General features: G+C 44.5%; 22 protein-coding genes and 1 tRNA gene. 14 read left to right on the forward strand and 9 right to left on the reverse strand.

Features of this window, described 5'->3' with window-relative positions; genetic code table 11:
* Positions 1–67: 67 nt before the first annotated feature.
* Positions 68–400 carry a DUF3139 domain-containing protein gene (locus tag ACQKMP_RS09185; protein WP_427469255.1) on the reverse strand — a complete coding sequence of 111 codons (333 nt, stop codon included), beginning with the start codon at positions 398–400 and terminating at the stop codon, positions 68–70.
* Positions 401–508: 108 nt separating this feature from the next.
* Here ACQKMP_RS09185 and ACQKMP_RS09190 point away from each other — a divergent pair, with 108 nt between their 5' ends.
* Positions 509–679, forward strand: a complete 171-nt coding sequence (locus tag ACQKMP_RS09190) for a hypothetical protein (protein ID WP_427469256.1) — start codon at positions 509–511, stop codon at positions 677–679.
* A 123-nt stretch (positions 680–802) separates the two neighbouring features.
* Here ACQKMP_RS09190 and ACQKMP_RS09195 read toward each other — a convergent pair whose 3' ends face one another.
* From ACQKMP_RS09195 to ACQKMP_RS09205, 3 genes are all read right to left on the reverse strand, one after another.
* A complete protein-coding gene (locus ACQKMP_RS09195; protein WP_341114452.1) occupies positions 803–994 on the reverse strand; it encodes a hypothetical protein in 192 nt (63 codons plus the stop codon).
* Positions 995–1,040: 46 nt separating this feature from the next.
* Complete coding sequence (locus ACQKMP_RS09200) at positions 1,041–1,574, reverse strand: ImmA/IrrE family metallo-endopeptidase (protein WP_379424604.1); 534 nt, start codon at positions 1,572–1,574, stop codon at positions 1,041–1,043.
* Positions 1,575–1,723: 149 nt separating this feature from the next.
* On the reverse strand, positions 1,724–1,900 hold the full coding sequence (locus ACQKMP_RS09205; protein ID WP_283908573.1) for a YjfB family protein: 177 nt from the start codon (positions 1,898–1,900) through the stop codon (positions 1,724–1,726).
* A 149-nt stretch (positions 1,901–2,049) separates the two neighbouring features.
* On the opposite strand from ACQKMP_RS09205, the gene ACQKMP_RS09210 reads away from it, so the two are divergent.
* Entirely contained in the window at positions 2,050–2,199 is a 150-nt protein-coding gene (locus ACQKMP_RS09210; RefSeq protein ID WP_179281775.1) for a hypothetical protein, read from the forward strand.
* 78 nt (positions 2,200–2,277) lie between these two features.
* Here the strand turns inward: ACQKMP_RS09210 and ACQKMP_RS09215 are convergent, their stop codons facing one another.
* Positions 2,278–2,709, reverse strand: coding sequence for a NucA/NucB deoxyribonuclease domain-containing protein (locus ACQKMP_RS09215; protein ID WP_042194351.1), 432 nt, complete (start codon positions 2,707–2,709; stop codon positions 2,278–2,280).
* Positions 2,710–2,816: 107 nt separating this feature from the next.
* On the opposite strand from ACQKMP_RS09215, the gene ACQKMP_RS09220 reads away from it, so the two are divergent.
* Positions 2,817–3,233: a cytidine deaminase gene (locus ACQKMP_RS09220; RefSeq protein WP_042194350.1), complete on the forward strand. Its 417-nt coding sequence runs from the start codon at positions 2,817–2,819 to the stop codon at positions 3,231–3,233.
* A gap of 174 nt (positions 3,234–3,407) precedes the next feature.
* The gene (locus ACQKMP_RS09225) at positions 3,408–4,883 is read left to right on the forward strand and encodes a glycosyl hydrolase (RefSeq protein ID WP_427469257.1); all 1,476 of its coding nucleotides are present in this window, start codon (positions 3,408–3,410) and stop codon (positions 4,881–4,883) included.
* Positions 4,884–4,964: 81 nt separating this feature from the next.
* On the opposite strand, the gene ACQKMP_RS09230 is transcribed toward ACQKMP_RS09225, so the two are convergent.
* Positions 4,965–5,453 carry a PH domain-containing protein gene (locus tag ACQKMP_RS09230; protein ID WP_427469258.1) on the reverse strand — a complete coding sequence of 163 codons (489 nt, stop codon included), beginning with the start codon at positions 5,451–5,453 and terminating at the stop codon, positions 4,965–4,967.
* Positions 5,454–5,570: 117 nt separating this feature from the next.
* Between ACQKMP_RS09230 and ACQKMP_RS09235 the strand changes: the two genes are divergently transcribed.
* Both ACQKMP_RS09235 and ACQKMP_RS09240 read left to right on the forward strand, forming a co-directional pair.
* Positions 5,571–6,131: a hypothetical protein gene (locus ACQKMP_RS09235; RefSeq protein WP_339243088.1), complete on the forward strand. Its 561-nt coding sequence runs from the start codon at positions 5,571–5,573 to the stop codon at positions 6,129–6,131.
* Between the two features lie 382 nt (positions 6,132–6,513).
* Positions 6,514–6,849 (forward strand): YolD-like family protein, encoded by a 336-nt coding sequence (locus ACQKMP_RS09240; RefSeq protein ID WP_042130171.1) that lies wholly within the window; start codon positions 6,514–6,516, stop codon positions 6,847–6,849.
* On the opposite strand, the gene ACQKMP_RS09245 is transcribed toward ACQKMP_RS09240, so the two are convergent.
* A complete protein-coding gene (locus ACQKMP_RS09245) occupies positions 6,846–7,010 on the reverse strand; it encodes a hypothetical protein (RefSeq protein WP_179085776.1) in 165 nt (54 codons plus the stop codon). The two genes, ACQKMP_RS09240 and ACQKMP_RS09245, sit on opposite strands and share 4 nt — an antisense overlap.
* A 298-nt stretch (positions 7,011–7,308) precedes the next feature.
* Here ACQKMP_RS09245 and ACQKMP_RS09250 point away from each other — a divergent pair, with 298 nt between their 5' ends.
* The 5 genes from ACQKMP_RS09250 to ACQKMP_RS09270 all read left to right on the forward strand — a co-directional run bounded on the left by ACQKMP_RS09250 (position 7,309) and on the right by ACQKMP_RS09270 (position 11,008).
* The gene (locus ACQKMP_RS09250) at positions 7,309–7,995 is read left to right on the forward strand and encodes a M15 family metallopeptidase (protein WP_427469259.1); all 687 of its coding nucleotides are present in this window, start codon (positions 7,309–7,311) and stop codon (positions 7,993–7,995) included.
* A 76-nt stretch (positions 7,996–8,071) separates the two neighbouring features.
* Complete coding sequence (locus ACQKMP_RS09255; protein WP_427469260.1) at positions 8,072–8,542, forward strand: hypothetical protein; 471 nt, start codon at positions 8,072–8,074, stop codon at positions 8,540–8,542.
* Between the two features lie 161 nt (positions 8,543–8,703).
* Positions 8,704–8,789 (forward strand) — tRNA-Leu (locus tag ACQKMP_RS09260).
* A gap of 322 nt (positions 8,790–9,111) precedes the next feature.
* Positions 9,112–10,704, forward strand: a complete 1,593-nt coding sequence (locus ACQKMP_RS09265) for a sensor domain-containing diguanylate cyclase (RefSeq protein WP_427469261.1) — start codon at positions 9,112–9,114, stop codon at positions 10,702–10,704.
* Positions 10,697–11,008, forward strand: a complete 312-nt coding sequence (locus ACQKMP_RS09270) for a hypothetical protein (protein ID WP_427469262.1) — start codon at positions 10,697–10,699, stop codon at positions 11,006–11,008. The genes ACQKMP_RS09265 and ACQKMP_RS09270 overlap by 8 nt, the downstream gene beginning before the upstream one ends.
* 166 nt (positions 11,009–11,174) lie before the next feature.
* Here the strand turns inward: ACQKMP_RS09270 and ACQKMP_RS09275 are convergent, their stop codons facing one another.
* Together ACQKMP_RS09275 and ACQKMP_RS09280 are read right to left on the reverse strand one after the other, a co-directional pair.
* Positions 11,175–12,248, reverse strand: coding sequence for a Gfo/Idh/MocA family protein (locus tag ACQKMP_RS09275; RefSeq protein WP_339797840.1), 1,074 nt, complete (start codon positions 12,246–12,248; stop codon positions 11,175–11,177).
* A 324-nt stretch (positions 12,249–12,572) separates the two neighbouring features.
* The gene (locus ACQKMP_RS09280) at positions 12,573–13,211 is read right to left on the reverse strand and encodes a hypothetical protein (protein ID WP_427469263.1); all 639 of its coding nucleotides are present in this window, start codon (positions 13,209–13,211) and stop codon (positions 12,573–12,575) included.
* Between the two features lie 566 nt (positions 13,212–13,777).
* On the opposite strand from ACQKMP_RS09280, the gene ACQKMP_RS09285 reads away from it, so the two are divergent.
* The 3 genes from ACQKMP_RS09285 (at position 13,778) to ACQKMP_RS09295 (ending at position 21,102) form a co-directional block, all read left to right on the forward strand.
* A complete protein-coding gene (locus ACQKMP_RS09285; protein WP_427469726.1) occupies positions 13,778–17,680 on the forward strand; it encodes a X2-like carbohydrate binding domain-containing protein in 3,903 nt (1,300 codons plus the stop codon).
* A gap of 84 nt (positions 17,681–17,764) precedes the next feature.
* Entirely contained in the window at positions 17,765–18,610 is an 846-nt protein-coding gene (locus tag ACQKMP_RS09290; RefSeq protein WP_427469264.1) for an NAD-dependent epimerase/dehydratase family protein, read from the forward strand.
* A 281-nt stretch (positions 18,611–18,891) separates the two neighbouring features.
* Positions 18,892–21,102: a helix-turn-helix domain-containing protein gene (locus ACQKMP_RS09295; RefSeq protein WP_339243056.1), complete on the forward strand. Its 2,211-nt coding sequence runs from the start codon at positions 18,892–18,894 to the stop codon at positions 21,100–21,102.
* Positions 21,103–21,167: the final 65 nt, after the last annotated feature.

Raw genomic sequence — 21,167 nt, forward strand, 5'->3', positions numbered from 1 at the left:
CGCGATTGCCCCAGCAGCCATATCATGACTGCTGAGACAATCGCGCCTTTATAATAGAAGTTCCCCTTTACGGGAGGGTCTCCTCAATATGTTTATATGTATAGTTTGGATCAGTAACTGTTACAGGAGCCATGCTATATTGATATATCCGATCCTTCTCTTTTCGATAAAAGTATCTTGCGTTAGGTTCATCTGCAAAAATCACCGTTGTACTTACGACGGGAGCCTTACTAATCTGGGTATAGACTTTATAAAGATCTTCATTCTTATAATCTCTCGTAGCTACCAAATAATGAATCACTTCATTGTCCATATGATTTCGGAAGGCCTGAAGCGCTAAAGAAGCGACTCCATATACAATAGCGAAGGTAATAAGAATTATTTTTGTTCTTTTCTTCATTAATTCCCTCCATTTAGCTAAAATGTATATATTATAAGATAATATATTGTGACTGGTATGTCATATCTATTGTATCTTGTAAAATACACATTAGAAGGGAGGAAGAACATGATGCAACAAGAAGAAAAAATACAGGAGCTGGAGCGGCGAATTAAGGTATTGGAGAATCATACTAGTCCCAGGCTACCAGGTCTCAGAATCTTATGGTTTATTATTTGGGGAGTTGTGGGTATGTTCCTCATTCTAATTCTTATTGGTTTGACTCAATTTGTCGCATAACAGAGCTTATAATTACAAATAAGGCAGCAAATTTCACGCCGATAGTTAAACCCGCGTAGGTAAAGAATTGCCTGGGTATACTATACTTGCTGCCTTTTTATTATGAACTTACACAAATCATCTTCAGTCGTCTTTGGGTTCTTGCAATAAAATGGAGAAGGTCCCCGTTTCATGATCCACTTCAATCGACTCGATCCCAACAAAATCCGGAATTTCGGGGTGTACTGCATCTACGTTATAATCTGGATGAGTCATCAATAATTCAATTACTTTAATGGCTTCCATATCGATCCCCCTTGCGAGAAATTCCACCATAATTAATGGTCCTTCATTGCGACTACTCTTATTATCTCCGCAGTCATTATTGAATATGTGTTAATCGTTCTTCGTTTCTTCCCATCACGGCCAATAATTGCCCCTGAAAAACACGTCTTTGAATTTGATCAATCCGCTGTAAAGCCAGCTCGCTTGGCACTTGAAATTCTGCTGCAAGATAGCTGATTGCATCTTCCCGTTGCTCAGGCAATGTCATGCGGGAGATCATGGAGTAGGGCATAGCTGCATAAAGAATAAATCGCTCAGATTCATCCTCCTGTGCCCGCGTAAAATGTTCTGGCATTAATATTTGATCAGTACCATGGCGGAGCAGGTGACAGAGCTCATGGAGAAACTCTAGCCGCTGCAGACTGACTGGAAGCCGGTTGTCAATAAACATGGTATACATCCCCGCTGACGCTTCGATGCTCTTGCTTCTTACATCCAAATAATGAACCCAAATATTAAGCCGTTCTGCAATATAAGCAATCGAAATTTGCGAAGGCTGAGTAAGGTTCAGACGCTTGTATAAATCTTCTGTCCACTTCTCCAGCGCAGTCATTTGATAATAGGATTTCATGTTATTCACATCATTCACCTCATTCAGAATCAATTATAGGATCGTATGTTCGTATAATAAGACAAAAGAAAAGCCCGAGGGGCTGTGTAGGGTAAAAATATAAGGACACATAAGAACGAGTGTTCTTGTGTGTCCTTAGCATAAAGCAATTAAACACTAATATCAAGTGTTTTTCCTAAATTGGGAGCAACGCTTTTGCCCAGCATTTCCACCATCGTTTGACTCTGGGTTTCAGCCTGATTTTTGGCAATATTCATGACTTGTATTCCTACATTTTGAGCTAAGGATGCTTGGCTCATTGCTATTGATAACGCGGCTATATCCATATTGCACCTCCTTTGTGTATATCCTGTTTATCGACTGTGCCTACCTAATTCATTAGGTGAATAGCATTTGTTTGCCAATTCGCCCAAACGGCTTATCTCCTTTTTACATATCTTGTGCTGTAGTCATTAATCATTAGGAGGAATTGAACATGGGATTTGAACATGGTTGTGGATGTAACGTAGGTCCGGTAGTAAGCCCAGCAGCAGTAGGTCCGGTGTGTAGCCCTTGGACTTCAACAGGAGCTATTCTGGTACTCTTCATCTTGCTGGTTATCATCACTAAAGCTTGCTTATTCTAAGTTAGATGATGCACATTGTAGCCCCATCCGGAATACCGGATGGGGCTATTCTTTTGAAGCAATGTTTACGTTAGCTTATTATTTGAACATAAATTCTACGCGGGTTCCATCCGCATAATCTTCTAACTGATTGCCAACCCAGCTTCCTGCGCCGCGGTTATCTTTTGGGGTTATGTATTCAATGTCGGCTCCTTTGCCGCCTTCATTACACATGGCCATGGGCCATTCATCGCGGTCGTAGCCTTTTTTGGTGGGGATCCCTTTTAAGGATTCTTTGCGGTTGTCTTCAGCCTGCTCACGGTTAATCGTGCACGTCGCGGACTCCCCTTTAGCAATTGCGTCCTGAATGTGCTTAGCGGTCTCAGGATAACGATCTGATGGGAAGATCAGCTGAACAACTTCTGAATCGGATGTGGACGATGGGGCTGCCGGATCTCCGTTCTGTTCATACCAGTAACCGCCCAAAGCAAGTAACACAACAATGATGAGACTGGTGAGTAATTTCTGTATTTTCAAATCTGCTCCTCCTTTTTTGGAACTTAAAATAGTATATCTTATATCATAATGCAGTGCGATTTAATATACTTAGGAAAAATAAGAGGAGGACGGAATTGGATATGGAGTATTTGATTACGATTGAAGATCAGACGCTTATTGCCTCTGCTGAAGATATTATTACTAGACGCTATGAATGGGGAAGACACCATGTAGGGGCGGCGCTCCGTACTAAGACGGGGGAAATCTTTACAGCGGTACATGTAGAAGCTAGCATGGGACGAATTACAGTCTGTGCAGAAGCGATGGTGATTGGAAAAGCGATATCCGAAGGCTACAAGGAATTTGATACGATTGTTGCGGTAAGGCATTCTGATCCGGACAGCGAGGAAAGAGAAATTAAAGTAGTTTCTCCCTGCGGGATGTGCCGTGAGTTAATTGCTGATTACGGGAAGGATTGCAAAGTTATTGTATCCGAGGACGGCCGGTTAGCTAAATATGATATTTCTGAATTACTACCGCTGAGATATACGAGGTAAATTGGAGATATAGTCAGGAGCCGCCGGGCTCCTTTTTTTTATTGAGCCGTGAATTTATTCAGCAGTTCCTTACACTGTCCTAAATTAAATTACAACTTCATGTCCATTCGCTGAGTTCATGTCACTATTGTCCCCATACTATAACTTAAAAAAGTTAAAAGGATGTGAGAGTGGATGGAACAGCGCAATCTTCGAAATATGGTTGATTGGGCATCGAGGTTTGTGAGCGATGTTCAGTGGCAAATCGCGTATCGTAAATTGCAAATGGCTCCGGCGGATTCGGAAACGGTACCTTCTGCTCAGAAATTGTTGAATACCCTTTATTTTCTGCAAGGAAAAGGATGGATTAGCGGACAACATGATTATTTGGAGAGCGCGGATGAGTTCAATGGTAAGCTGAAAAATACTAGCGGGCAATTCGCCGCCCTTCACGGCTATGAGCTGGGGGCAATCAATAATCAGACGGCGGCACTAATAGACAATCAGCGGGATTGGGTCGTTAGCAGCGCTATTCGCTGGTATAAAGCCGGTGGAATCGTAACGATTAGCTATCACGCACAGTTGCCAGGGACTGCGCCAGCTTGGGATAACGTATCTACGAGCATAAGCAACGCTGATTTTGACAAATATATAACCCCGGGTACCTCTCAGTACAACGCACTGATCGCTGATCTGGATAAGATAGCCCTTTCTTTAAAAAAACTAAATGATGCAGGTGTTCCTGTGCTCTGGCGGCCGTATCATGAAATGAATGGCGGATGGTTCTGGTGGGGGAAGAAGATCAACTACGTGGGACTGTGGAACCTTATGTTTGACCGTTTCACCAGCTATCATAAGCTGCATAATTTATTGTGGGTCTGGAGCCCAAACGCCAAAAATCAGTGGAGTGATGACCCTGCCGAATACTACCCAAGCGGTGACAAAGTAGATGTGCTGGCACTAGATATCTATGATGGGGATTTTAAGGGGAGTCACTATGATAGTCTATGGGATCTGGGTCGTGGAAAAGTGATAGCGATTGGAGAAAATGGAGAGCTACCGTCGCCTGCACTACTATCTAAATCACAGCCCAAATGGTCTTATCAGATGACCTGGGGCAAGCTTCTTTATGAGAAGAATACCGATGCGGTAATTAGAGCCTTTATGAATGACAGCTTTGTATTCACGCGGGAAGAGTATGCTGCTGAGGCGGCAATTGTAGCCGCCAAGGGAGACAGTGTGCTGCAGAGTGGACTATGGGGGCAATATTACAATAACATGACTCTTAGCGGCGCACCTGCGCTGACGCGAACCGATGCTAACATCCAATTTTCGTGGAAACAGGGTTCGCCTGATCCAGCCATTCGTGTCGACGCTTTCTCTGTACGGTGGAGTGGAAAACTGACTGCAGCCTATAGTGAAACCTATACCATTTACTCCTCCTCTGATGACGGGGTACGGGTGTGGATTGATGGAGGGCTGATCATTGATAGCTGGGTGAATCAGAGTGGACAGGAACGAAAAGGCAGTGTGAATCTGATAGCTGGCAAGCTACATGAAATAAAAGTGGAGTACTATGAGAATGAGGGGGACGCGCGAATTGTATTGCAGTGGGAAAGTCCTAGCCAACCCAAAGGGATTATTCCAGCAGGAGCGTTTTATCTTCCATAAGACGATATCCGAACTGATTCGAGCATAGGAATATTAGCGAAAAAGCCCCGGATTTCGGGGCTTTTTTAATGTGAAAGGTTCTTAGATTTGTTCACGGTAGCTAATGTTGTTGGCGATCTTCTCGTCACGAACAGCTTTGCGCAGAACATCTTTGACGGTTTGGGCATCATGGATTTTTCGGAAAAGAAGCTGCGGCGCTGAGGCATCATCAGAAAATACAGTTAATGTACCGATGCCGAGCATCCGGTCCATGATAGATTGTGCTACGGATAAATCGCGTACACGCAGTAATTCGATCTCTTCGACATTTTTACCGATAAGTCCGGTCTTTACCATAATGCGCTGGCTTGTAATGGTGTACGTAGTCGTGTTTAGGCGTACGATTCCTTTGAGGCGATCAGAGATACTGGCTGGTTTGCCTTTCCAGAGAACGACTTCTTGAATAGCATTTTGATTTGTTGATGGACGGCGGGCGGTCACTGGAGCGGTGCCGTCAATGCTAGATCCGCATTCTCCACAAAATTTAGCGCCCTGCTTATATTCTGATCCGCAGGTTGTGCAATAAGGCATAAATACTCTCCTTCCCTGATTACAATTGAAATAATTATAACATAATAGTCATTTTACATAAATTTCATTTGCGCTTTACACAAACCGACATTATTCTGTTAAGTGGAGGGATAAATAATGAAAAAAGTGTTACTAATAGGAACGCTAATGCTGACTGTCATCCTTAGCGCCTGCAGCAATAATAATTCAACTTCATCGGCTCCTGCCTCGGAAGAAGAAGTGCAGGAAACCGTGCAAAACTTCTACAATGAAATGTCTAAACTTGATGAATTAGGAAAATCATCTTTAACGGAGTTCAACGAAGCTATTGCTGCTTATTCAGCAGGAGAACTTTCGGACAGGCAGTTGGAGAAGAAGATTAACGAATTCCAAAAGACCGCAACAGACTTATCCAATCAGGCTGAGAAAGTGAAAATTTCCTCTAGCTTGCCCGAAGACATTCGTAAACTGCTTGATGAGTCCAAAATTGCTTTTCAAAGTGCTTATTCTCTAAAAGAACAGGCCTCTCAAGGTGCTGATTCCGCAGAGGTCACTGCTGAGAAGTTCGAGGAATTGAATCAGAACGCTGACGTCGCGATGCTATACGGCATTTCCAAGCTTAATGAAGCAAGAGAAGCAACAGGGCTCATCGATGCTGATGGTCAGTCCACCGCTGAATCAGAGAAAGTTCAAGAATAGATCGAAATTTAGACGCTGAACAGTTCAACTGTCAGCGTCTTTTTGATGCGATTTTGAGCTTGAGTAGAGGTAACACTGCCAATCCTATAAATAAGCCGGCTACGATTCCTTTTGTGAGGTCTGAGAGGGTACTGCTTCGATATACGAGGGGGTATAGACACAGGAATAATACGGGAATTAGGATGAGCAGGGCATTGTTTTTTTTCAAGTGGAAAGCTCCTCTCAATTAGATATTCAATATTATACAACTTTTAGATAAAAGAGGAGGATTTTAAAGTGGGATCTTTTTCCTGATTATTGATTATTCAGCGAAGGTGTGGATATAATACAAACATACGTTCGTGTGTAACGGAATAAGTATAGAAATTAGGGAGGGGTTACCATGGGCAAAAAGCTGGAGAAAAACGGACTGTGGGAAAGTAGTCGCATGATGCTGCCGGAGCATAAGGTAAGAATTATTAGGGATGAACGGGAGACCCTGCGCCGCATTAAGCCTATTCTGGATGAGCAGAAGCTGGAGGAGATCGAATGTACACTGGCCTTATCGTTACGGAGTCATGTGCGCGTCACTGTTGTGCTGTTTGATCCTTTTGAGAATACGACAATTAGTGGTTTTGTGACTTCCATTCACACCCACTCGCGTGAGTTTAAGCTGCAGTGGGCGGAGGAATGGAAGTGGATCAATGTAGATGATCTAGTGGAGGTTTACATCGTCTAATGCTGAGAACCGCTGACTTCACTTTTTTCATAAGCAATTAGGGTCACCGTTGGGTTGCCGGTCAGATGTGCAATGGAAGCTTCAGCATTTCGAATAATTTCGAGTGCTTCTTCCTGCTCGCTCAGGGCAGCAACTTTATAGCTATCACTATGAATGTCCATATACGTTCCCACCTTTCGCTAATATTTTGCCCTTTTTTGTAGAAATGATCCAAGGTGAAGAAGCTATGAATAGGTGCTTTTCAGGGGAGATCTCGGGGATACCGGGGTCTTTTTTTAAAATATAAGAAAGTATAAGTTATGCACCTATCCTTTATGTCTTATATTTCTCGCTTAAACGCTTATCGTCCTTCCTTATATGGACGCCGAAGACATTTATGCTTGTATGCTAAGGCAAGCAGGGGTATTAGTACAAGCGAATGGGGAAGCGGGATCATTGATTATACCAAGGGGTGATTCTATGCTGACTTTAGATCAAGTGAGGGACAAATCGGCGGCGAGGCTTGTTGGGCTTCATCCTGTTTTGGCAGCAGGGGCGAAGGCTTTGATACAGCAAAGCTATGCCAGAGGAGTGCCCATCGTTATTACTCAGGGATTGCGGTCGATTGCTGAACAAAATGCCTTGTATGCGCAGGGGAGAAGTAAGCCTGGACCTATAGTTACCAACGCCAAGGGTGGAACCAGCTATCACAATTATGGCCTTGCGTTTGATTTTGCGCTTTTGCTGCCGGATGGAAATGGTATTTCCTGGGATATGAATCGTGATGGTGATAAAGATAAAATAGCGGACTGGCAAGAGGTTGTACAGGTGGGAAAACAGCTAGGGCTTGAGTGGGGAGGAGACTGGACGTCTTTTAAAGATTATTCACATCTGCAAATGGCCTTCGGCTTAACTACGACTCAACTTTGGGCAGGTAAACGTCCTACGACGGATCAGGTCAATGAAGCTTTAAAAAGAATTACTGGGGAGGATGACCAGGTGAACAAAGACGTTAAAGTAACGATAACCTTAAACGGCACTAAACTTACGGATGGTGTTCTTGATACCGGCGTAACGTATGTACCCGTGCGTGCTCTGGCTGAGGCGCTTGGAGCAAAGGTTACGTATGACGCAGCAAGCAAGACAGTGAATGTTGTAAAAGAGTAAAGCTATTCATGTATAGACAGTGCCACCCAAGGGGAAATTATCAGTGATAACTAACCATAAAGGGAGGCATAACACTGTGAACAAGCTAATAACAAGCCTTGCATGCGGTACTGTACTGTCAATGAGTATAATGGGAGCTAGTTACGCTAATCCAATCGGGTCAGCCGCTTTAGGCGGTATCCCGAACGCGAATACGGGCATGGATGGTACCGTGAATAACACTCGGATGATGAATACGGAAGGCAATCTAATGAACGGCACCACGGGAACGATGAATCAGCATGAGAGCATTATGAAAGATAAGATCCGCACAGGGGAAAATTACAGACCTAACACTTATAACTACAATGAAAATTACACCCGGGATAACTACAACAGAAATACGGTAACTCCACTATCCAACACTACAACGGACGGTAGATATCGGGCAACCAGTACAACTACAAATACTGGGACTACCAGTAGAGGATCAAACTGGGGCTGGCTCGGATTGTTTGGACTCTTGGGCCTTGTCGGAATGAGAAGCAGAAGTGACGAACGCAGATAATCGACATGCCTAATAACCCGTGTCGGCATATGCTGGGACGGGTTATTTTTAATGTGATAAAACTTTTTTTGAAAAAGGGATTGCGCGTTATCGATATTCATGATATTATATTTCTTGTCGCGTTATACGTAAACATCGTATGAAGCAACAACACATAATATGCCGGGGTGGCGGAACAGGCAGACGCACAGGACTTAAAATCCTGCGGTACGTGAGTACCGTACGGGTTCGACCCCCGTCCTCGGCATCACAGTGAAAACCTTGAGAAATCAAGGTTTTTTTTCTATTATTGCCATCAAGCAATGCTTACGTCAAAAGCTAAAGGTTCTGTGTGTCTAGGAATTGCTTTCTAACACACAGAACCCTGACGATAATACTCCTTTTCAGTGCTTGTCAATTCACAAGCTCTGGAGAGGAGTTTTTAATATGTAATATTTCATGAAGCACCGTATATCGAACGTTACGTACAGTGTGTGAGAGGTTGGAGTTCATTGATTATTGTCGAATAACATCTTAATTTGTTGTATTATTGATAAAGCTAGTTTTCAAGATTCAAGGAGGGTTATAGTTTGCTTACACTGAGAAGAGCCGAGCCGCGTCAAAGTAAAAAGCTCAGTCTCACATCGCTGCTTACGGGCTTGGTTACGCTGGTGGTTCTACTAACCTCAAGCATTCTTCTGATCGGTTCTTACGAGTCCAAAAAACAATCATTGATGGAGACTACGCTCCATTTGAATTACTACAACGCTGACCGAATGACCAAGACAATGGATTCCTTATTTCAGTCCATGCGCAGCAGTTTGGAATATAGCGCTGCCACACTCTCCGATGACGATGGCTCAACGCCGAAGCAAGTAGATGATAATTTAGAACTGATGCGCAATAGTAGCAATTACTTCAATTCTATCGCCGTGGTCGATGCCGACGGGCTGGTCCGCAACGTAGTACCGACTAGTTTGGGGACAACAGGCGACCATATTACTTCTAAAGTCGGTTTGGAAGCTCTGGCGTTCAAAAAACCTTACATATCCTCCCCCTATATGACCCAAACCACCAAGAGACTAATTGTGTTTATGAGTCAGCCGATTTTCAGCAACAATGGTATATATCGCGGTATTTTGAGCGGCACGTTTTATCTGCAAGAGAACAATATTTTGTCTATGATTTTTGGCCACAACAACGTGGACAATTCTGGCTCTTATTATTATATTGTGGATTCAAGCGGGCATCTGTTGTACCACCCGGATAAGCAGCTCATTGGGGAGGATGTCAGCAGTAACAAGGTTGTACAGAAACTTATGAAAGGGGAAAGCGGGGAACAGCAAGTGCGCAACACCCGTAGCGTTGAAATGCTTGCCGGATACTCCAGCGTACCGGCCAATGGCTGGGGAATCGTGGTCGTTTCGCCGATTAGTGTCATTCATCATCAACTGATGGGCCACCTTCGGACAATTCTCTGGTATTCGTTATTTCCGTTCATTATACTCCTGATGGGTGTCATTCTCGTAGCGCGCAAGTTGGCCCGGCCTTTTGTGTACCTGGCAAATCTGGTGAGCAGGATGGGCAAGGAGAAGATTGTATTGCCAGAAGCGAAGCCGCAATGGAGCCGAGAGGCAGATCTGCTGACCAAGGCTGTGTTGCTTGCCGTGACGGATATTCAGAAGCAGACGGATCAACTGACCCAAGAGGCTTCGACGGATGCTCTGACCGGTTTAATGAACCGGAGATCGTTAGAATATACGATGAGCCAGTGGATTGCCTCAGAGCAACCGTTTTCGCTCATTGTGCTGGATGTAGACAAATTTAAATCGGTGAACGACACCTACGGCCATCTCATCGGCGACGAAGTGCTGAAACATGTAGCCAAAGTTATAGTTACCTCGTTTCGCCCAGACGATGTTTGCCACCGATACGGCGGTGAAGAGTTCGTCATCTTACTGTCCCGCACTAGACCTGAGGAAGCCTTCACCGTAGCTGAAAGAGTCCGGCGGGCATTGGAACAAAGCAGGGGTCCAATCCCGACACAGGTTACGATCTCCCAGGGAATCGCCCATTATCCTGTTCATGCATTGGAGCGGGAGGGGCTGCTGGAGAAGGCCGATCAAGCGTTATACCTGGCCAAGAGCAGGGGAAGAAACCAGACGATGGTCGCTGATGGTTGAATCAATTGCTCGAAATTTGCGGTATGTGCTTTATCCTCTGGATCATAGTGAAGACCTTGAGAAATCAAGGTTTTTTTGTTTTAAGATTCCAATTAAAGAGTGGGGCACACTGTACACATGCCGGTCTCTAAGGATGGAGACTACGGTCATTTATCAGGGGATGCACGATATTCCACTAACGGACTCCGGAAGTGATTCTCGCCAAACAACTGATTCAGATGAAATCTACGATGATTGTATTGCAAAACTGAACGAAGCCGGCACAGAGAAAATGGATTGGGAATCTATTGACTGGTTAAAGTGAGAACATCGCTGTTCACTGACAAGAATTATTAAATAGGAAAACCGCGATTCTTCGATTCTTCCATTACTGGAGAGTCGCGGTTTTCGATCATGGCTGCTTCAGCGCTCAAGTCCCTCTGTTCAGCTTATTTTGTATATCAGCAAGGGGATTTCTCATCTGCCTGTTTTTATTTGGCAGACCTGATCTCATCTTGCAAAGTTATAGTACTTCCAAGGGTGATGGCTTCATCGACCGCGAATGACAGTCTGATGTCTGTTAAGGCATCCGCTAATGAGTATGCTGAAATTCCCGTGTGCAGGAAGCTGGACATATTCAATAAGGCTTGTCCTATCCCAATCTCTTCATCAGAAAGGGGAGAGGGATGAAACGGGTTCTGAAATAGACTAAGCTGTCCTGCACGCAATTCATGCAAGGAGAGACTTTCCAGACTGCCTTCCTGTCCGCCTTGAATCCGACTAATGTTCATATACTCGGTCTCTTCGGTTCCCAGGCGACGGATAATCTCATTATCGCGAATTTCTCCATGTGATCCGCGGATGAGTACCCGGTTGGTACGGAGGGGCGAGAAATATTGGGAGCGAGTGAAGTCAAGCACAGCGCTTTTGCCGGAGGGAAACACCATAATTGCGATATCCTGCTGCTCTGTCTTCAGGTCATCTTCGGCCTCCCTCCCCCTATAAGAGAAGTCCATGATTGGAACCTCTAGCCGGCGAGCTGTGATTTCACATGCTGTGCCAGTGATCGAGAGCCATTTACGGATCAGGCTGATTCCATGATAACCATGCGCAACAGAGACTTGAACATGACCTACCTCGCCCAAATGTCCGGTTTGAATATAGGCGGTTCTTGCCTGATGATGAGGCAACAGCGGATATTGCTCGGCTATTTGAATCAGAGGGAAATCAATGGCACTGGATCGAAGCAGTTCATATTCAGCCGGCGTGGAGGCGGTGGGTGTTTCGGCCAATACAGGTACTTGCAGCGCTGCAAGCTCCAACAGCAGTGAGACGGCAGAGGTTTTGGACACCGCCAGAACCACAAAATCGCTCTCGGCCGCAAGACGTTCCATCGAGCTGTACACGGTCAGGTTCCATTTGTCGATCAGTTGCTGGTATTTGGCAGGGTTGCGGATCAATACACCGGTTACCTGAAATTGCTGCGGAAGCAGGTGAGCCAACTTAAGATACATTTCCGCCCGCCAGCCGCTTCCGATTATTCCAAAACGAATTGGTCTGTTCATCTTTAAAATACACCTCTAATGGTTGATTTGTATGTAAACACCTTCGTAGCACAGGTATCAGTTGTCTCTTATTATTGTATATAAAAAATGATAGAGTACATAGGATTATGTATAATATGAAACTATTACTTTTTGTTGTCTTTAGCTAAGCTATCTTTTGCATTTACATACAAAGAAGCGATTATCCAATAGCCGGATGATCGCTCCTTTGTATAATCCACTTCTGAAATTTCAATCAATGACCTTCCGTGATTGTTAACGGTGTAAATTGTGGAACCCAAATTGACAGCGGAAGCACTTGCAGAGGCGATCATTAAGCTGGAACTAATCAAGACTACGACTGTAAGCAAGAACATTTTCTTTTTCATTAGTAAACTCTTTGACTATTATTTTTTCCATTATGTTGTGATACATTTGAAGTTGTGATTGATGAGCATGTTCTCTTAGGAGCTCAAAGAGTGCTACTGATTTCTTGAGGTTTGTATCGTTTTCAATTTTGATACTAAAAATCAGAGTTTCTAGAATAGTGTTGATTGCTTCGTTCATATTCTCTTGTTCGTAGTAATACATCACCAGCAAATAAATGTATTCCTCGTAATATCTTATTTCCACATTAGTCACATACTTTTCTATGTCATTTACGTTGTTTTTAAGATCACTCAGAATCCAATCTACGGAATAGTTATATTTTATCGAGGATTCCAAGATGGTAATTAGTCCTGGCAGTAACTCTTCCTCAGCGCTGTTTCTAATAAATTCAACATACTCCTTTAGGACTCCTGTCTGGCCTTCCAAAAGGTCGAGCACGTAGGTATTGGCTTTTGCAATATTACAGTAGTATTTGACTTCATTAATTCCCTCATCATCTAGTCCTTTGATCCAGCCCAATTCAGCATATTTTTGAATACACATTCTAGCCTCAGGATACTTACCGAGCTTTTGCAGTGCGATTCCTTTGAACATAAGCTAAATCCAAAATAATAGGGAATACTCCGCTTCAGGTTTTGTTCTCTCAATGTGTCACTGCTTGTCTCATATATGAATGCAATCTGGGTAATCAATCTATCTGCAATTTCAATCATAGCACCCCAATTTTCCAATGAAAAAGATGCCTTAAGCATACTAGTTAAGAAATCAGCATTTAATCCATCCAAATCCAACTTCAATGCGATCTTCCTTTCTTCTGTATATCATTCATCTGTTATAGCTATGTCGGTTGTATCTCTAGACTATTCTTTATTTTACCAATAAAGTAAGTGATTTTCATCACTGGAACGAGGAAACAAGAGTTTGTTTTGTGATTGTCCCAATATAACTAGGGTACAGTGTTTTTACTAAGTTCTTCGAATCGAGGGAATTATGTCTGTTAGGCTGTTTATTTGCCCCTCTATTTTGGGGTTATTTGTACGTAAAATACCGAAATGTACCTATCTTGGGAATCCATATTCAATTATGATCTTCCCGAAAGAAAGCGCTATCAAAGTAATTTTGACCACATTTCATGAGGGGGTAAGGATGATTTGAAGCGAATGGGAAAAAGATTGGGTATGAGTCTGCTAGTATTCATTATTGCAGCAGTACAGTTCGGTTTTACAGGAATGAAAGGCAATGTTGCGCAAGCGGCGGAAAAGAGTATGGCTCAAAAGCCGTATATGGGCTGGAGCAGTTACAGTATGCAAGTGTATGATGGGGCAGGAAACTGGACATCGGCGGAGAGCGTTAAGAAGCAATCGGATGCGATGCATGAGAAGCTGCAAGCCCATGGATATGAATATATTAATATTGATGCGGGCTGGAATGGCGATATGGATGAATACGGGAGACCTATTCCTAGTGAAGTCCTTTATCCGAACGGATTTCAGGAGGTCATTGACTATGTTCATAATAATGGACAAAAGATTGGGATCTATCTGATCCCGGGGGTATCTATCGATGCATATAACCGAAATCTTGAGGTGTATGGGACAGGCGGCGAATGTCGTATTCAGGATATTACGGCCAAGCCGCTTACCATTATGGATTATTGGAATTCCTACACCTATAAAATTGATTTCACGAATCCCTGTGCCCAGAAGTATGTGGATTCTATTGCAGATATGCTTGGCGAGTGGGGGATCGATTTCGTCAAATTCGACAGCGTAACCCCTGGGTCGGGGATTGACAACTTGAGCCGGGATGCACGCGGCGATGTAGAAGCATGGTCCAAGGCTTTGGATAGAAATAACATCTGGTTTGAGCTATCTTGGGCGCTCGATCACAATTACGTAGAATTCTGGAAAAAATATGCTAACGGTTGGCGAATTGATTGGGATGTTGAATCTTATGACGGAAGTGGGTTGACAGCATGGCCGAGTATTTCCCGATTATTCCCCAAAGCGGCACTTTGGTGGCGGGATGCAGGCCCTGGTGGCTGGAATGACTTCGATTCCCTGAATGTTGGTAACGGCTCCATGGATGGTCTGACCAAGGATGAGCGGAAGACTGCGATGACGTTTTGGTCCATTTCTTCCGTACCGCTCTATACGGGGAATGACATGACACGGCTGGATAGTTATGGACTAGAACTGCTTACCAATGATGAGGTTATTGCCGTAAACCAAGCCGGACGTCCTGGCCATCCGGTATCGATGGATACCCAGCAGCAGGTCTGGTACGCCAATAATGGAGATGGGACTTACAGCGTTGCTTTGTTCAATCTGGGTAGTCGGGGTGCGGAGGTTAAAGTCAAATGGAGTGATCTTGGCCTTGATGGTCCGGCTTCAGTGCGCGACCTATGGAGCCATTCCGAGCTGGGAACCTTTGAGAAGGAATTCAGCGGTGGCATCCTTGAACCCCATGCCTCTCGCATGCTTAAAGTAACCGCGCTAAGCGGCACATCAGCTGTCAATAACGATGATACAGGGATGCGCTACAGCGGAGATTGGAAGCGAAATGGAGGCAAGGAGCTGTTAGAGGGGAAGCAGGATCTGAGCATTACAATTAAGGATTCCTCGGCTGCTGCTACCAGTACTCCTCAAGAGGATGCTCTTAACTCTGGGGCTGACCCTGCTGCGGATTCAGCTTCGGCAAGCAATACCACTGTTACGGATGTGGTTTACATTAATGATAATGACAGCGGCATTAAATACAACGGCATATGGCAGGTAAGCTCAGCCCGAGAACATGGAGATTATAATGGCGATGTGCATTATACAGAGAAGGACGGTGATTCTTTCGAATACACCTTTACGGGAACAGGCATTGAGCTGCTGACGGAAAAGCATGAATCGCAAGGAGAAATGATTGTTACATTAGACGATGGGGTTGCACAGACTGTAAATGCGTATACAAGTGGACCGAGAGAGGTACAACAATCTCTTTATAGTGTATCAGGACTTTCTAACGGCCCTCACACGCTTAAGGTGAGCAAGGGATCGGGAAATTATATGCTGCTCGACGCGCTGAGAGTGACAACAGAAAGTCCGGCTGGGGGTCAGAACAGTTCTATTACTCCGACTTCCGCTGGGTTTGATAAAGCAACGGAACAACAGAAGGATGTCACAGTCACGCTTAATCTGCATGGTAATACGCTGAGTGGTATTGAGAATAATGGAGTGGCACTCCGCGAAGAAGATTATACGGTGACTAATGACAAATTGACCATTAAGAAGGAATATCTTGCACAGCAATCTGCTGGCATAACAAGTCTTAACATCATCTTTAACGCCGGTGATCCACAGACGCTAGCGGTACACATTAGCGATTCTACAGGCATCCGTTATGTGATGGTTAATAATGACGATCCGGGAATCAAATACAACGGTACTTGGTCCCGCAGTAGTGGAAGAGGAATGGGCGACTACAATGACGATGTGCAGTATGCGGAGCAGAATGGTGATTCTTTTGAATATACCTTCAGAGGAACAGGGATTCAACTGTTCACTGAGGTAGACGAATCACAAGGGGATATGGATATCTATGTAGACGATCAATTCAAGGGCACGGTAAGCGCTTATCGAAACGGGCGATTGTCACAGCAGATTCTGTACAGTATCTCTGGGCTTACAGATGGACAGCACACACTCAAGGCTGTGAAAAAATCAGGCAGATTCATGCTGCTTGACATGCTCAAGGTAGAGATTCCGAATATGATTAATCCGATCGCAGCGAGCTTTGATAAATTGCCTTCTGCTCAGCAGGACATTGAGATTACACTTCTACAACAGCCGGAAAGCTTCATAGGCATTACGAATGGATCATATCATCTGGTTCCTGGGACCGATTATACGGTAGCTGGTGACCGTGTTACACTGAACAAATCTTATCTCGCAGCACAACCAGTGGGAAAGCTGAACCTCAGCTTTATTATTGGTGGCGATTATCTTAATGATGTGCATTCAACGACAGTGGACGGCGATTCCTTTGAATATACCTTCAAGGGCACTGGAATCCGATTGATCACACCTACGGGTCCAGATCAAGGTGAAGTAGATATTTATGTGGACGGACAATGGATTCAGACCGTGAATGCTTATAGTCAGAGTCGACTGACACAACAGGAGATTTATAGTATTTCTGGATTGGCAAGCGGCTTACACATACTTAAAGCTGTGAAGAAATCAGGTAATCTCATGCTGACAGATCGATTGAAATTCACAGTCCCAACCAGTGATGGCGGAACAACGAACCCTACAGAACCTCCAACACCAACGCCGACGCCGACGGCAACACCTACACCGACTGATGCAGGGGGTCCGTCTATACCAGCTCAGCCTTCATTCACACCTACCCTGACTCCGACGCCAACGCCAACTCCGGCATCTGGAACTGATGGGAAGGATGATGCCGAGACGATGCGACATTCGGCGTATATCAACGGATATCCGGGAGGCTTCTTTAAACCCGATGCTCCCATTACCCGTGCTGAGATGGCAACCATCCTAGCGAAGGTTGCTGAGAAAGAGGCCACTGGATCAGGCGTAACATTCAGTGATGTTCCCTCCAGCTATTGGGGGGTAGATGCTATTGCCAAAGTAGCTAAGATGGGACTAATGAACGGTTATACTGATGGTACTTTTAAGCCTAATCAACCATTGACGCGTGCAGAAATGGCTAGTTTAGCAGCCATGCTGAGCCCGAATTCTACAACATCGGGCCGCGGCTTCTCTGACATCACCGGTCACTGGGCACAGGCAGCGATAAAGAAAGCCCAAGATATAGGCATAATGAATGGCTACAGTGACGGAACTTTCCGCCCGAATTCCAAGCTTACTCGTGCGGAAGCCGTTACAGCTATCAACAGAGTTTTGGGCAGGGGCCCGCTTATGGGTGTCTCGCAGCCAGGGTGGAACGATGTTCCAGTCTCCCACTGGGCATTCGGTGATATTGAGGAGGCTTCGACCGACCATATCTCGAAGCCTAGTACACAAGGCGGAGAACAGTGGACAGAATAAGTTGAGCGATGAATGAACGGAGGGGCCTTCTTTGGCCCCTTTTTTCTGAATGATATGAGATGAGAAAAAGAAGGGGAGATGAGCATGAATATTCTGATTACCGGAGCAAGTGGATTTATCGGAACGGCTCTAGCCAAGTATTTGGCAGATAAACATACAGTGATTTGTCTGTCACGCCAAGCTCCGGAAGGGGCTTTTACGTATGTTCAGGGTTCTTTTGATTCGGCGGAGGATTTGAGCAGGCTGGACTCGTATGATATTCAGGCGGTGATTCATCTTGCCGCAGTAACTGGCGGCTCTACTGAGGAGGAAAGCCTTGCTGTTAATGTGCTGGGAACAAGGAGATTGTACCGATATCTGCTTGACCACGGTTGCCAAAAGTTCATCACAGCGAGCTCCATTGCCGTGGTGGGTGGACTCACTGAGGATTTTATTCCGCTTGAGCTGCCTATCCCAGATGATCATCCCTGTTTGGCAGCGGATGCCTATGGGCTAAGCAAGGCTATGGTCGAGGAGTTGACCCGGTATTTTCATCGCAATCATAAAGATACCGACTTTATCAATCTTCGCTTTGGAGCTGTAGCTTCCCCAGGCTGGATTCCTCCTGTCTTGAAGACAGGATCCAAGCCAACGCTCCCGTTCATCACACTGGGGCATGTCCATGCTGAGGATGTGGTGGAGGGAATTACTGCGGCACTGGAATCTCCACTTAAGCCGGGGGTAAGAACTCTCAATCTGGTTGGGCCGGATGCTAGCAGCAATTTGCCAGTGGCTGAGCTCCTTACCCCGTTGGTGGGGAATGATTATAATTTGGATTATTATCATTTTTCCGGTCAAGAATATAAGCCTTTGTATGCTATGGATCGTTTTAAGGAGGAATTCGGTTTTGTGCCTTCACATTCTACCCGCCATACGATGGGTACAACTTAGGAGGGGTAACACACTGGAAAGATAAAAAAATTCGGATGGTGAATAAAAAGCAGTGATAACGGCGTATATCGCTGCTTTTTATCCAGTTCTGAAAGTTTTAACACCTATAAAATTGGGTTTGCACACTTGACTATTAAGTAAAATGTTTTAATCTATGGTAATGATAGCGCTATCGAAATGATATTAGGGGAGGGGTCACTACGCTTAAATATTCCAATATCTTTCGTAAATTCTTAATCTCCTATGTAGTCATTTTGGTCATTCCCAGCATTGGCGGATATATGTCCTATCTGACTTCGATTTCTGTGACAGAGTCTATCTCTATTGAGAACGGGGTCACCCAGCTCCAGAAAAGTCAGGAAATATTGGAGCGCCGCATGGCGGAAGTAGAAGGGTTTACCAGGCAATTGGCAGTCAACCAGGAGCTAAACGTTCTGATGAATGAAAGAGACAATGAGACGAACGTGTATGGCATTTGGAGAACGATGCGGAATGTCCTGACTTTCGGTCAGACGAATGATTTTTTGCAAAACTATTATATTTACCTCGCCAATTATAATCTTATTCTAACCCCAGGTTCTTCTTACCGACCGGAACATTACTACTCTAATTTCAACTATAAGGATCTTTCACTACAGGATTGGACCAAAGAAGTGCTTGAGAAAACCCACCGCAGTGAAATCAAGCCACTCAGTGACTATGTTAGCAGGGGCATGCAAACCTCCGTTATTACCTATATGCAGTCACTCCCTCTGGATAGTTTCAACGATTCCTCACCAGCTGTCGCGGTAGTGATCATAGACGAGAAAATCATTTCTAGTCTGTTATCTGGTCTAACTGAGCGTTACGGAGGCTGGGTTCATATCAGCGATGCTGAAGGAAATACGATTGTCCTGCAGGGAAGTGATGAGCAGAAAATGGCCCATATGACCGCTGATTCGGATTTTGATAAAAACAAGGTTAGTCAGTTTTATGAAGACGATCTAGTGATCACGACTCGTTCGGATTCGAACGGCTGGGTATACCAGACAGGAATTCCCCGGCATATTTTGATGGAGAATGCTAACAAGATCAAGCAAATGTCCATACAAATTACGGGAGGAACATTACTCATCGGCTTGATAGTTGGACTAATATTAGCTTACCGTAACAGCGCTCCAATCAACCATATGCTTAGCGTCATGAAGGAGCAATTTGGCAAGGAAGAGGCCTCCGCCAAGAATGAATTTGACTTTTTAAGCGGAAATATTGCCAATATGATCACCAAGAACAAGCTGCTGGAAACCGAACTTAATCGTCAGCTGCCGTTGGTCAGGGATGCATTTCTGAAGCGGTTATTAGCGGGTGAATTCAAAACGCATGATGAGATTCTCACTGCCGCTGAGCAGGTGGGGATTAACTTGAAACAGAACACTGGATATGTTGGAATTGTTCAGATTAACGGCTATGCCGGTATGGACAGCGTTGAAATCCTCAATGAGCTGAATGCTTCCCGTTTGCTGCTGAAGCAGTCCCTATCGGATCTCGGAGTGGATGTACTAATGACGGATATGGGCTCCGACAAAGTGGTAACTTTGTTTTTCTCCAAGGAAGAAGAGACCGACAAAGCGTATGAGGCAGAGAATATCACTAACATTCTGGAGAATTTGGCGCAGTACGTTTTTAATGAATACCGTATTACTACTCAGGCGGGCTTCGGTGATCTTTTTACAGAAATAACGGAGGTTAGCCTTTCCTTTGACCAAGCCAAACAAGCTCTGGAATATGCCGTCTACATGAATAAAAAAGGAATTGTATGGAGTAGCGAAGCCCAAAATGAGAATACGACCTACTATTATCCACTGGATACAGAGCAACGTCTGATCAGTACCATTCGGGCTGGAGAGCTAGAAGAGGCTAAACGGATTGTCCGTGCGATTGTTGCCCAGAACATGGAACAGCGTGAATTATCCATGGAAATGAAGCAACAGCTTGTTGGTGAAATAAAAGGGACGTTTCTTAAGCTTCTGGATCAAAAGGCTTTTACAGAATACCCGGACATCGAGAGTGTGAAGCGGAGGGTCATAGACATTGGTTCATCGGAACGACTCGAAATGATTCAGACCGAATTTTTTGTCATTATGGAAGAACTGTGCGGACTTATTGCAAATAAAAAGAAGGATGTTCATATTCAGATTATTAAGCAGATCAAGGAATATACCGTAGAGAATTATTCGGATACAGAGCTGAGTCTGTACCGGGTAGCTGAACAGGTGGAACGGCCTGAAAAATACATTTCTCAATTGTTTAAAGAGGTTACCGGTGTCAATTTCTCCGATCATCTGATAAAAGTGAGAATGGATCAGGCTGTGATTTTGCTCAAAGATAGTCGGTATACGGTCGATGAGATTGCCATGCGGGTGGGCTATAACAGTTCACATTCTTTCAGACGGGCCTTCAAGCGGTTAATCGGCGTTTCACCGAGCGCTTATAGACAGTCTATTGATGAATAAATAGTTGTTTGGTGAAAATTAAGTATTAGACTGATCCATTAAAAGAAGCAGCGGCGGACCAAGAC

Origin of the sequence: Paenibacillus sp. NPDC101420, from assembly GCF_050277435.1 — a bacterium.
Taxonomy (GTDB): Bacteria; Bacillota; Bacilli; order Paenibacillales; family Paenibacillaceae; genus Paenibacillus_AQ.

Bases quoted from the DNA above. Each gene is read 5' to 3' on its own strand.
- ACQKMP_RS09185 (WP_427469255.1), bottom strand. From the start codon at position 400: ATGAAGAAAAGAACAAAAATAATTCTTATTACCTTCGCTATTGTATAT.
- ACQKMP_RS09190 (WP_427469256.1), top strand. From the start codon at position 509: ATGATGCAACAAGAAGAAAAAATACAGGAGCTGGAGCGGCGAATTAAG.
- ACQKMP_RS09195 (WP_341114452.1), bottom strand. From the start codon at position 994: ATGGTGGAATTTCTCGCAAGGGGGATCGATATGGAAGCCATTAAAGTA.
- ACQKMP_RS09200 (WP_379424604.1), bottom strand. From the start codon at position 1,574: ATGAAATCCTATTATCAAATGACTGCGCTGGAGAAGTGGACAGAAGAT.
- ACQKMP_RS09205 (WP_283908573.1), bottom strand. From the start codon at position 1,900: ATGGATATAGCCGCGTTATCAATAGCAATGAGCCAAGCATCCTTAGCT.
- ACQKMP_RS09210 (WP_179281775.1), top strand. From the start codon at position 2,050: ATGGGATTTGAACATGGTTGTGGATGTAACGTAGGTCCGGTAGTAAGC.
- ACQKMP_RS09220 (WP_042194350.1), top strand. From the start codon at position 2,817: ATGGAGTATTTGATTACGATTGAAGATCAGACGCTTATTGCCTCTGCT.
- ACQKMP_RS09225 (WP_427469257.1), top strand. From the start codon at position 3,408: ATGGAACAGCGCAATCTTCGAAATATGGTTGATTGGGCATCGAGGTTT.
- ACQKMP_RS09230 (WP_427469258.1), bottom strand. From the start codon at position 5,453: ATGCCTTATTGCACAACCTGCGGATCAGAATATAAGCAGGGCGCTAAA.
- ACQKMP_RS09235 (WP_339243088.1), top strand. From the start codon at position 5,571: ATGAAAAAAGTGTTACTAATAGGAACGCTAATGCTGACTGTCATCCTT.
- ACQKMP_RS09240 (WP_042130171.1), top strand. From the start codon at position 6,514: ATGGGCAAAAAGCTGGAGAAAAACGGACTGTGGGAAAGTAGTCGCATG.
- ACQKMP_RS09245 (WP_179085776.1), bottom strand. From the start codon at position 7,010: ATGGACATTCATAGTGATAGCTATAAAGTTGCTGCCCTGAGCGAGCAG.
- ACQKMP_RS09250 (WP_427469259.1), top strand. From the start codon at position 7,309: ATGCTGACTTTAGATCAAGTGAGGGACAAATCGGCGGCGAGGCTTGTT.
- ACQKMP_RS09270 (WP_427469262.1), top strand. From the start codon at position 10,697: ATGGTTGAATCAATTGCTCGAAATTTGCGGTATGTGCTTTATCCTCTG.
- ACQKMP_RS09275 (WP_339797840.1), bottom strand. From the start codon at position 12,248: ATGAACAGACCAATTCGTTTTGGAATAATCGGAAGCGGCTGGCGGGCG.
- ACQKMP_RS09280 (WP_427469263.1), bottom strand. From the start codon at position 13,211: ATGTTCAAAGGAATCGCACTGCAAAAGCTCGGTAAGTATCCTGAGGCT.
- ACQKMP_RS09285 (WP_427469726.1), top strand. From the start codon at position 13,778: ATGGGAAAAAGATTGGGTATGAGTCTGCTAGTATTCATTATTGCAGCA.
- ACQKMP_RS09290 (WP_427469264.1), top strand. From the start codon at position 17,765: ATGAATATTCTGATTACCGGAGCAAGTGGATTTATCGGAACGGCTCTA.
- ACQKMP_RS09295 (WP_339243056.1), top strand. From the start codon at position 18,892: ATGTCCTATCTGACTTCGATTTCTGTGACAGAGTCTATCTCTATTGAG.